Annotated in this window: 8 protein-coding genes and 1 pseudogene; 6 read left to right on the plus strand and 3 right to left on the minus strand. The window is 74.8% G+C overall.

The window, feature by feature from the left end; all coding sequences use genetic code 11:
• From JZ5iCDA_RS19740 to JZ5iCDA_RS12385, 5 genes and pseudogenes are all read left to right on the plus strand, one after another.
• Window positions 1-497: pseudogene (locus JZ5iCDA_RS19740) on the plus strand (hypothetical protein); the annotation flags it as partial.
• Window positions 494-2,173 carry a murein biosynthesis integral membrane protein MurJ gene (gene murJ / locus JZ5iCDA_RS12370; RefSeq protein WP_253182076.1) on the plus strand — a complete coding sequence of 560 codons (1,680 nt, stop codon included), beginning with the start codon at window positions 494-496 and terminating at the stop codon, window positions 2,171-2,173. The pseudogene JZ5iCDA_RS19740 and the gene murJ, both read left to right, overlap by 4 nt.
• Before the next feature lie 99 nt (window positions 2,174-2,272).
• Window positions 2,273-3,946 (plus strand): CTP synthase, encoded by a 1,674-nt coding sequence (locus JZ5iCDA_RS12375; RefSeq protein ID WP_253182078.1) that lies wholly within the window; start codon window positions 2,273-2,275, stop codon window positions 3,944-3,946.
• Window positions 3,947-4,606, plus strand: coding sequence for an NUDIX domain-containing protein (locus JZ5iCDA_RS12380; protein WP_069387454.1), 660 nt, complete (start codon window positions 3,947-3,949; stop codon window positions 4,604-4,606).
• Between the two features lie 72 nt (window positions 4,607-4,678).
• A complete protein-coding gene (locus JZ5iCDA_RS12385; RefSeq protein WP_253182077.1) occupies window positions 4,679-5,518 on the plus strand; it encodes a formylglycine-generating enzyme family protein in 840 nt (279 codons plus the stop codon).
• 13 nt (window positions 5,519-5,531) lie between these two features.
• On the opposite strand, the gene JZ5iCDA_RS12390 is transcribed toward JZ5iCDA_RS12385, so the two are convergent.
• Window positions 5,532-6,497: a COX15/CtaA family protein gene (locus tag JZ5iCDA_RS12390; RefSeq protein WP_083259974.1), complete on the minus strand. Its 966-nt coding sequence runs from the start codon at window positions 6,495-6,497 to the stop codon at window positions 5,532-5,534.
• A 122-nt stretch (window positions 6,498-6,619) separates the two neighbouring features.
• Here JZ5iCDA_RS12390 and JZ5iCDA_RS12395 point away from each other — a divergent pair, with 122 nt between their 5' ends.
• A complete protein-coding gene (locus JZ5iCDA_RS12395) occupies window positions 6,620-8,659 on the plus strand; it encodes a BCCT family transporter (RefSeq protein ID WP_069387455.1) in 2,040 nt (679 codons plus the stop codon).
• Here JZ5iCDA_RS12395 and JZ5iCDA_RS12400 read toward each other — a convergent pair.
• Entirely contained in the window at window positions 8,576-9,382 is an 807-nt protein-coding gene (locus JZ5iCDA_RS12400; protein ID WP_069387456.1) for an ABC transporter permease, read from the minus strand. The genes JZ5iCDA_RS12395 and JZ5iCDA_RS12400 overlap by 84 nt on opposite strands.
• Window positions 9,379-10,329: an ABC transporter ATP-binding protein gene (locus tag JZ5iCDA_RS12405; protein ID WP_069387457.1), complete on the minus strand. Its 951-nt coding sequence runs from the start codon at window positions 10,327-10,329 to the stop codon at window positions 9,379-9,381. The genes JZ5iCDA_RS12400 and JZ5iCDA_RS12405 overlap by 4 nt, the downstream gene beginning before the upstream one ends.
• Window positions 10,330-10,648: the final 319 nt, after the last annotated feature.

Here is a 10,648-nt window from a genome sequence, read left to right on the forward strand (position 1 = left end):
CCCACCTCTACGGCTGGGCCGAGTCGCGCGAGTGGACGACGCCGTTCGTCGCCGACCCGGCCGAGCGCTCGACCGTCGTCGGCACCATCGACCTCGACGCGTCCGTCGACGCCACCCAGGTCATCGCGGGGGCGGCGAACCTGCTCAACCTCCTCGACCTGCGTCCGGGCCGGGCGCTCAAGGCCGCGGTCGCCGTGTCCGTGCTGTCCCTCGCGTCGCAGGCCCGGTCCACGACCGGCGTCGTGCTCGGCGCGGCGGCGGCCGCGGCGCCCGGCGACCTCGCCGAGCGCGACATGCTCGGCGACTGCGGGGCGAACGCGCTCGGCGCCGTGCTCGGCACCCAGGTCGCGCTCGCCGCGCCCCGGCCGGTGCGCTGGCTCGCGCTCGCGGGCGTCGTCGGGCTCACTCTCGCGAGCGAGAGGGTGAGCTTCTCGCGCGTCATCGACGGCAACGACGTGCTCCGGCGCGTCGACGCGTGGGGGCGGCGCCCCGCGTGACCGGGCGCGCCGGTCGCCTCCGCGCGGCGACGCAGACGCTCGCGGGCGCGGCCGTGATGATCACGGTGGTCACCGTCGCGAGCCGGCTCGTCGGCTTCGCCCGGTCGCTCGTCCTCTCCTCGACGCTCGGCACCGTGGGCGTCGGCACCGCGTACTCCTCGGCGAACATCCTGCCGAACGTCCTTTTCGAGGTCGCCGCCGGCGGGGCGCTCGCCGGCGCCGTCGTGCCGCTCCTGGCCGGACCCATCGCACGGCGCTCGCGCGAGGACGTCTCGCGCATCGCCTCGGCGATCCTCGGCTGGACACTGCTCGTGCTCGTCCCGCTCGGCGCGCTCCTCGCCCTCCTCGCGGGTCCGATCGCGACGGCGCTCATGGAGGCGAAGCACCCCGAGCTCGTCGACGTCACGGCCACGTTCGTCCGCGTCTTCGCGCTGCAGGTCCCGCTCTACGGCGTCGCCGTGGTGCTGGGCGGGATCCTGCAGGCGCACAAGCGGTTCTTCTGGCAGGCGCTGTCGCCGCTCCTGTCGAGCCTCGCGGTCATCGCGGTCTACCTCGTGTTCGTCGGCCTCGCCGACGGGAACCAGGCCGACGTCGCGGAGCTGTCCGGCCGGGCGATCGCCTGGCTGGGGTGGGGGACCACCGCAGGCGTCGCGGTCCTCGCGCTGCCGCTCGTCGGCCCGGTGCTGCGCACCGGCACCCGGCTGCGCCCGCGCCTGCGCTTCCCGCACGGCGAGGGCGTGCGCGCCCGGAACCTCGCGCTCGCAGGCGTGGGTGCGCTCGTCGCCCAGCAGGTGTCGGTGCTCGCCGCCATGGGTTCGGCGCTGCAGTTCGGACCGCAGGCGACGTTCCCGACGTACACGTTCGTCCAGCAGGTCTACCTGCTCCCGTACGCCGTGCTCGCGTTCCCGCTCGCCACGAGCACCTTCCCGCGCCTCGCCGAGCACGTCGCGCACGCCCGCCTCGACACGTTCCGCAGCCTGCTCGCCGCGACGACCCGCGCGCTGCTCGTGGTCGCCGGCCTCGGCGTCGCCGCGCTCGTCGCGGCCTCGGACGCCGTCGAGGCGGTGTTCGCCGTCGTCGCGCGCTCGTCCGTCGAGGGCCTCGGTGCCGGGGTCGCGTGGATGGCCCCGGGCGTCGTCGGGTTCGCGCTGATCCTCCACCTGTCCCGCGCGCTGTACACGATCGACCACCAGCGCGCCGCGGTCGTCGCGACCGTGGCCGGCTGGCTCGTGGTCGCCGCGGCCGTCTTCGCGCTCCCCGCCGCGACCGGGGTGCGCGACCAGGAGGGCGTGCTGTCGATGCTCGGGCTCGCCACCACGCTCGGCATGACGGTCGCGGGCGCGGGCCTGCTCGTCGGCGTCCGCCGCCTCGCAGGGGCCGACGCGACGCGGGAGGTGCCCCGGACCCTCCTCGTGGTCGGCCTCGGCACGGGGGCCGGGGCAGCGCTCGGCGCGCTGCTCACGCGCGTGCTCCTGCCCGACGACGCGGGCGTGCTCGTCGCCGTCGGCGTCGGCCTCCTCGCCGCCACCGTGGCGGGCGCGGTCCTCGTCGCCGTGACGCTCCTCGGGGACCGCACCGCGCTCCTGGGTGTCGTCCGGCGCGGGCGGGCGCCCGCGGCCGCCGACCGCCGGGACGGGGACGGCGCCGCCGTGCCGGAGGACCGGCCGCGCGCCTGACGGCGACGCCGAGCGACGTGCCGGAGTGAGGCGACCCACCCGCGCGCCCGGGTGCCGGCACCCGGCCCGCTGTTAGGATGGAGTTCCGTGGCAGACCTCCTGAACCGGCCCTCCTCCCGCCTCAACGCCTCCGGCGCTCGCTCCGAGCACCGCACCGCGCACGTCTTCGTCACCGGCGGCGTCGCCTCCTCGCTCGGCAAGGGCCTGACCGCCTCGAGCCTCGGTCGTCTGCTCCGCTCGCGCGGCCTGCGCGTCACCATGCAGAAGCTCGACCCGTACCTCAACGTCGACCCGGGCACGATGAACCCGTTCCAGCACGGCGAGGTGTTCGTCACCGAGGACGGGGCCGAGACGGACCTCGACATCGGCCACTACGAGCGCTTCCTCGACGTCGACCTCGAGGCGTCCGCGAACGTCACGACCGGCCAGGTGTACTCGCAGGTCATCGCGCGCGAGCGTCGCGGCGAGTACCTCGGCGACACGGTCCAGGTGATCCCGCACATCACCGACGAGATCAAGACGCGCATGCGCGCCCAGGCCGGTGAGGACGTCGACGTCATCATCACCGAGATCGGCGGCACGGTCGGCGACATCGAGTCGCAGCCGTTCCTCGAGGCCGCGCGCCAGGTGCGCCACGAGCTGGGCCGCGACGACGTGTTCTTCCTCCACGTCTCGCTCGTGCCGTACATCGGCCCGTCGGGCGAGCTCAAGACGAAGCCCACGCAGCACTCGGTCGCCGCGCTGCGCTCCATCGGCATCCAGCCGGACGCGATCGTGCTCCGCGCGGACCGCGTCGTCCCCGAGCCGGTCAAGCGCAAGATCGCGCTCATGTGCGACGTCGACAACGAGGCCGTCGTCAACGCGGTCGACGCCCCGAGCATCTACGACATCCCGCGCGTGCTGCACTCCGAGGGTCTCGACGCCTATGTCGTGCGCCGCCTCGGGCTGCCGTTCCACGACGTCGACTGGGACGGCTGGAGCCAGCTCCTCGAGCGCGTGCACGCGCCCGCGCACCAGGTCGAGGTCGCGCTCGTCGGCAAGTACATCGACCTCCCGGACGCGTACCTGTCCGTCACGGAGGCGCTGCGCGCCGGCGGCTTCGCGAACGACGCCAAGGTGACGATCCGCTGGGTCACGTCCGACGACTGCCAGACGCCCGAGGGCGCCGAGGACGCGCTCGGCGGCGTCGACGCGGTGCTCATCCCCGGCGGCTTCGGCGTGCGCGGCATCGAGGGCAAGCTCGGCGCGTTGCGCTGGGCCCGCGAGAAGCGCGTCCCCACCCTCGGCATCTGCCTCGGCCTGCAGTCCATGGTCATCGAGTACGCGCGCAACGTGCTCGGCATCGCGGACGCGTCGTCCACGGAGTTCCACCCGGACACGCAGAACCCCGTCATCGCCACGATGGAGGAGCAGCTCGAGATCGTCGGCGGGGAGGGCGACCTGGGCGGCACGATGCGCCTCGGCTCCTACCCGGCCGCGCTGGTCCCCGGGTCGGTCGTCGCCAAGACGTACGGGTCGGAGCACGTCACCGAGCGCCACCGTCACCGCTACGAGGTGAACAACCTCTTCCGCGAGCAGCTCGAGGAGGCGGGCCTCGTCGTGTCCGGCACCTCCCCGGACTCGGCGCTCGTCGAGTTCGTCGAGCTGCCGGCGGACGTGCACCCGTACTACGTCAGCACGCAGGCCCACCCGGAGTTCAAGTCGCGCCCGACCCGGGCGCATCCGCTGTTCTCGGGCCTCGTCGCGGCCGCGCTCGAGATCCAGGCCGCCTGAGTGGGCGCCGCGACGGCGTCCGGCGACGCCGCGGGCACCGAGGTCGCGGACCTACCGGCCCCGCGGCCGGTGCTGTCCACCGGGCTGGTGCACGAGGGGCGCGTGTTCGACCTGCGTGCCGACGACGTCGACCTCGGCGAGGGCGGGCGCGTGACGCGCGAGTACCTCGACCACCCGGGGGCGGTCGCCGTCGTCGCGCTCGACGACGACGAGCGCGTGCTCCTGCTGCGCCAGTACCGCCACCCGGTGCGGAGCGAGCTGTGGGAGCCGCCCGCGGGCCTGCTCGACGTCGACGGTGAGGACGCGCGGGACGCGGCGGCGCGCGAGCTCGCCGAGGAGGCCGACCTGCGGGCTGCGCGCTGGGACGTGCTCGTCGACTACTACACGACGCCGGGCGGCTCGAACGAGGCGCTGCGCGTGTTCCTCGCGCGCGACCTGTCGCCCGTCGCGGAGGACGAGCGCCACGAGCGCGAGGCGGAGGAGCGCGACATGGAGGTGCGCTGGGTCCCGCTCGACGACGCGGTCACCGCGGTCCTCGCGGGACGGGTGCACAACCCGTCGGCAGTCGTCGGGATCCTCGCCGCGGCGATGTCGCGCGCGGGCGGCTGGGCGTCCCTGCGGCCGGCGGACGCGCCCTGGCCCGAGCGGCGCGGCGCCTGACTCACCGGCCGACGGGACGTCTCGTGCCGTCCGCCTGCGGGTGCGTGCGCGTGCTCGGGTAGCGTCCGGAACGTGCTCACGCCGCTGCCCGACCTCCTGTCCCTGCCCGCGGGCGGGCTCGAGATCTCCGACGCGAGGACGGGGCGGACCCGCTCCGTCGAGCTGGAGAGCTTCCGCATCGGGCGGACGGCGGTGACGGTCGGTGAGCACCGCCGTGTCCTCGACGCGGCCGTGGCTGGGTCCCGTCGGGCGGCGAGCCCGTCCCGGACCACGCCGGGCGCCGCTGCAACCCGCTCCGCGGGACCGGACGGGGACCGCCTCCCCGTGCACGCGGTGACGTGGTTCGAGGCGGTGCGTTGGTGCAACGCGGCATCGCGGCTCGCAGGGTTGGGACCCGCCTACCACGTCGAGGGAAGGTTCGTGCGCTGGGACGTCGGGTCCGAGGGGTACCGCCTGCCGACCGAGGCCGAGTGGGAGTACGCGTGCCGAGCCGGGACGTCCGGTCCGACGCACGGCCCGCTGGGTACGGTCGCCTGGACCGCGGACGACGCCGTCGACGCCCCGCAGCCCGTCGCGACCCGCTCGCCGAACGCCTACGGCCTGCACGACATGCTCGGCAACGTCTGGGAGTGGTGCTGGGAATACGCGGACACCGCCAGGTACGGCGAGTACCGCAGTCTGCGCGGTGGCGGCTGGGCTGATCCGCCGTGGAGCGTCCGGGCGGGCGTACGGAGGGGGAGCGCGCCCGACGCGCGCATCGAGGACGTGGGTTTCAGAGCCGCTCAGGGTGCGGTCGGCGAGCCCGGCGCCCTCGCGGCCCAGGGTTGGTCGGACGCTGCGGACCGTGCGAGAGCGCGCCTGCGGGGTCTCGTCCCGCTGGGCTGGACGCCGCTCTCGTTCCCCGAGGAGTGAGGGGTCGTGACGCTCAGGCGCGGGTGCGCGTCGTGAGGACGACGCGCGCCGTGCCGGCCACGAGCAGGGCCGAGCCGAGCATGTGCAGCCCGACGAGGAGCGCGGGCAGGCCGGTGAAGTACTGCACGTAGCCGATCGCCCCCTGCGCCAGCGTGATCGCGAGGAGCAGCCAGCCCGCGCGGCGGACGGTGGGCGACGCGCGGCGGACCCGCACGAGGTAGACGACGAGCGCCGCGACGAAGACCCACACCGACCACGCGTGAACCTTGCTCATGAGCGCGGGGTCGACGGCGAGGCGGTAACCGACCTCCTCGTCGCCGCTGTGCGGGCCGGCGCCGGTGGTGACGACGCCGAGCACGACGACGACCGTCGTCAGCGTGGCGAGGGCCCACGCCGTGGCGCGCGTGCGGCCGTCGACCGTGGGCTCGGGCGGCCCGTCGCCCTCACCCGCGCGGTGCAGCAGGGCGAGGGAGGCGGCGACCAGCGCCGCGGAGACCAGGAAGTGCAGCGAGACCCAGCCGGGGTGCAGGTGCAGCAGCACGATGACGCCGCCGATGACCGCCTGCACCGCCACGCCGAGCAGCGGCACGACACCCAGCAGGCGGTACGACAGCACGCGCGACCGGTCGGTCCACACGAGCACCAGCGTGAGGAGCGCCACGACGCTGAGCACGCCCGTCAGGGTGCGGTTCCCGAACTCGACGAACTCGTGGTACGTCGTCGCCGGGTGGAACTGCGCCGTGAACTGGCCGGGGTGGCACTCGGGCCAGGTCGAGCACCCGAGACCCGAGCCCGTGAGGCGCACGGCGCCGCCCGTGACGATGATGCCGATCTGGGCGACGAGGTTCGCGACGAGCACCGGACGCGTCCAGCGCCGCCACGGCGCCAGGCGGTCGCGCGGTGCGGGCGGCGCGCCGGTGGGCGTCCCGCCGGTCCGGTGCGCGTCGGCGGGCGGGAGCGTCGGGCTCGGGCTGGTCACCCCTCTACGGTATCCGCACGTGCCGGTGCGGCGGACCGGTCCGGCGGCCGACCGACGTGACGTGCGCGACGCCCGACGCCCGACGCCGAGCGTGCGGCTGCGGCGCCGGTAGCGTGGGCAGGATGCACGACGAGCACCTCACGGGACCCGCGGAGGCGGCTCCCGGCCCCCCGCACGAGCACGACCGCCCGCTGCACGGGGCCCACTCGCGCACCGTGTCCCCGGCCCGGCGGCTCGTGCGCCGGGTGACCGACCCCCCGCGGCGCGTGATGCGCGAGACGACGCGCCCATCCCTCGCGCACCCGGCGCTGCTGCCCGGCATCGGCGTCGAGAGCACCGGCAAGGAGTTCACGACCCACCGTGCGGTGTTCGTCGTCGCGGCGGTCCTCACGGGCGCCTTCATCGCGTGGGGCGTGCTCGGCACCGACTCGCTCACGGTCGCCTCCGCCGCGGCGCTCGGCTGGGTGTCGGGCTCGTTCGGCTGGATGTTCTCGGTGCTGACCATCGCGGTGTTCGGCTTCATGCTGTGGCTCGGGTTCGGTCCGTACGGCGCGATCCGGCTCGGTCGGGACGACGAGGAGCCCGAGTTCTCCCGCACGTCCTGGATCGCGATGCTCTTCGCGGCCGGGATGGGCGTCGGCCTGCTGTTCTTCGGCCCGTACGAGCCGCTGACGTACTTCCTCGACCTGCCCCCGGCGTTCGAGGACCTCGACCCGGGCTCGAACCCGGCGATGTTCGCCGCGACGTCGCAGGCGATGTTCCACTGGGGCCCGATGGCGTGGTCGTACTACGCCCTCGTCGGCGGCGCGATCGCCTACGCCGCATACCGCAAGGGCCGCAGCCCGCTCATGTCGTCGCTGCTCGAGCCGATCTTCGGCGCCCGCACCCACGGCTGGGCCGGGGCGGTCATCGACGTCGCGGCGATCATCGTCACGCTGTTCGGCACGGCGGTCACGCTCGGCATCGGCGCGCTGCAGATCGGGCGGGGCCTCGAGCTCGTGGCCGGGATCGGGCCGCTCGGCAACGGGGCCGTCGTCGCGATCATCTGCGTGCTCACCGTGGTGTTCATCGTCTCGGCCGTGTCCGGCATCAAGCGCGGGATCCGCGCCCTGTCGAACACGAGCATGGTCCTCACCGGCCTGCTCGGGATCTTCGTGCTCGTCGTCGGCCCGACGGCGTTCCTCCTCGCGTTCGTCCCGAGCGCGCTCGCCTCGTTCGTCGGCGACACCTTCACGCTCGCGGCGCAGAGCGCGGCGACGAGCGACGACGCGTCCGCGTTCATGGACGTGTGGACGACGTACTACTGGGCGTGGTGGGTCGCGTGGTCGCCCTTCGTCGGCATCTTCGTCGCGAAGATCAGCCGGGGCCGGACGCTGCGCGAGTTCGTCACGACGGTCATCCTCGCGCCGAGCCTCGTCACCCTGGTGTGGTTCGGCGTCGTCGGCGGCACGACGATGCGGTTCGAGCAGGAGGGTGCCGCGATCAGCGAGCGCGACTCCCCGCAAGACATGCTGTTCGGGCTCCTCGACGCGCTCCCGCTGAGCGGCGTCACGGCCGTGGTCGCCATGGTGTCGATCGTCCTGTACTTCGTGACGAGCGCCGACAGCGCCGCCCTCGTCATGGGCAGCCTGAGCCAGCGGGGACGCCCGGAGCCGTCACGCTGGGTGACGATCACCTGGGGCGTGGCGCTCGCGGGCATCGCGATCGTCATGCTGCTCGTCGGCGGGCAGCGGGCGCTCGACGGGCTCCAGTCGCTCGTGATCGTCACGGCGCTGCCCTTCGCCTTCGTGCTCGTGCTCGTCATGGTCGCGTGGGCGCGGGACCTCGCGCGCGACCCGCTGGTCCTGCGACGGCGGTACGCGCGCGAGGCGATCCGGCTCGGCGTCGCGCAGGCCATCGAGGACCACGGCGACGACTTCGTCTTCGCGGCAGGACCGACCGAGCCCCACCAGCCCTCGGCCGGCGACTGGCTCGACACCGACGACCCCGCCCTCACGCGGTGGTACGCGGAGCACGACCTCGACCTCCCGGCGTCCTCCGGTGACGAGCAGGACGCGGGGCCGCACGACGGCGCACGGCTAGTGCCAGCGGAAGAGCCGGCTCGCGCCCCAGCCGAGGGCCGCCGTCCAGCCCAGGAGGACGACGACCGAGAACGCGGGTAGCGCGCCGTCGAGCAGGGCGCCGCGCATCGCCTCGCCGAGGGCCCCGGAGGGCAGCAGCAGGGCGACGTGCCGGAGCGGCCCGGGCAGCTGCTCGGCCGGGACGAGCACCCCGCCGCCCACGGCGAGCAGCACGAGCACGAGGTTGGCGACGGCCAGCACGCCCTCGGCGCGCAGCGTGCCCGCGAGGAGCATCGCGAGCGACGTGAACGCCGCCGTGCCGAGGAGCACGGCCAGCAGCGCGGCGGGCACGCCGGAGAGGTCCGGCTCCCACCCCAGCCCGAGCGCGACGGCGGAGATGACGACCACCTGCACGGCCTCGACCGCGAGCACGCCGAGCACCTTGCCCGCGAGGAGGCCGCCGCGGCCCAGCGGCGTCGTCGACATGAGCCGCAGCACGCCGTTGCGCCGGTCGAACGCGGTCGCGATGGCCTGGGACGTGAACGCCGTCGACATCACGGCGAGCGCGAGCACGCCGGGCGTGACGAAGTCGACCCGCGACGCGCCGCCCGTGTCGAGCTCGACGAACGAGGTGAGCACGAGGCCCAGCAGCAGCAGGACCGGCAGCACGAGCGTGACGAGCAGCTGCTCGCCGTTGCGCAGGATCATGCGGGTCTCGAACGCCGTCTGCGCGGCCACGCGGCGCCACGCGGGCGCCGGGGCCGGGGGAGCGGCGGCCGTGGTCGCCGGGTCCGTCCCGGCCGCGCGGGTGTCGTCGTGGGTCATCGCAGGTGCCGTCCCGTGAGGTCGAGGAAGACGTCCTCGAGCGTGCGCCGGCCGACCGTCACGCGCGAGGCGAGGACGTCGTGCCCGGCGAGCCAGGTCGTGAGCGCGACGAGCGTGCCGGGGTCGGCGGGACCGGTGAGCGAGTACGACCCGGGAGCGGACTCGGCGAGGGTCCACGCCCCGGGCAGCGACGCGCGCAGGCCTCCGAGGTCGAGCCCCGCCGCCGCCTCGAACCGGACGGTGCGGTCCGGCCCGCCGTCGGTCCCCGCCGTGCCGTGCTCCGCCTCGAGCAGCGCACGCGTGGTCCCGGCGGCGATCACCCGGCCGTGGTCGACGACGTACACCTGGTCGGCCAGGTCCTCCGCCTCGTCCATGAGGTGGGTCGTCAGCACGATGCCCACGCCCTCGGCGCGCAGCTCGCGCACGAGCTCCCACACGGCGTGCCGGCTCTGCGGGTCCATCCCGGCGCTGGGCTCGTCGAGGAACAGCACCTCCGGTCGCCCGACCACCGCTGCGGCGAGGGCGAGGCGCTGGCGCTGGCCGCCCGACAGCCGCCGGACGGTCGTGCGCGCGAAGCTGCCGAGGCCGAGACGCTCGGAGAGCTCGCCGACGTCGCGCGGGCGCGCGTACATCGAGGCGACGTGGCGCAGCATCTCGAGCGCCCGCACGCCCGTGGGGAGACCGCCGTCCTGCAGCATCACCCCGACGCGGGGGCGCAGGTCACGTGCCTCGGCCACCGGGTCGAGGCCGAGGACGCGCACCTCGCCGGCGTCGGGGGACCGCAGGCCCTCGCAGCACTCGACCGTGGTCGTCTTGCCCGCGCCGTTGGGCCCGAGGACGGCCGTGACGGCCCCGCGCTCCGCGACGAGGTCCACGCCGTCCACGACGGCACGACCGTCGTAGCGCTTGACGAGGTCGCGCACGGTCACGGCGGGTTCGGCGGGCACCCGGCCGATCCTAGTGCGCGGGCGCCCGCGTCCCACCGGCTCGCCGGGCGCTGTCGCACGCGTCACACGCGCCGGGTGTGAGGTGGTCCTTGCTTGCGCGGGAACAATTAGGCAACAACGATGTTGTCTATATCGGGCCGCGTGGTGCCCGCGGACGCCTCGCGTCGCGCGCCGCGGCCCCGCACCGTCCGACCCGAGGGGAGCGCCAGGAGGTGAGCATGGCCGCAGGGACCGCCCAGCCGCACGCGCCGCAGCCCCACGCGCCCGCGCGCCCCTCCGCCGACGCCGACCGCCGCACGCGCGAGCGCGTCCTCGAGCT

Source organism: Cellulosimicrobium cellulans (genome assembly GCF_001722485.1).
In the GTDB taxonomy this organism is placed as follows: Bacteria; Actinomycetota; Actinomycetes; order Actinomycetales; family Cellulomonadaceae; genus Cellulosimicrobium; species Cellulosimicrobium cellulans_A.

Bases quoted from the DNA above. Each gene is read 5' to 3' on its own strand.
- JZ5iCDA_RS12395 (WP_069387455.1), top strand. From the start codon at position 6,620: ATGCACGACGAGCACCTCACGGGACCCGCGGAGGCGGCTCCCGGCCCC.
- JZ5iCDA_RS12400 (WP_069387456.1), bottom strand. From the start codon at position 9,382: ATGACCCACGACGACACCCGCGCGGCCGGGACGGACCCGGCGACCACG.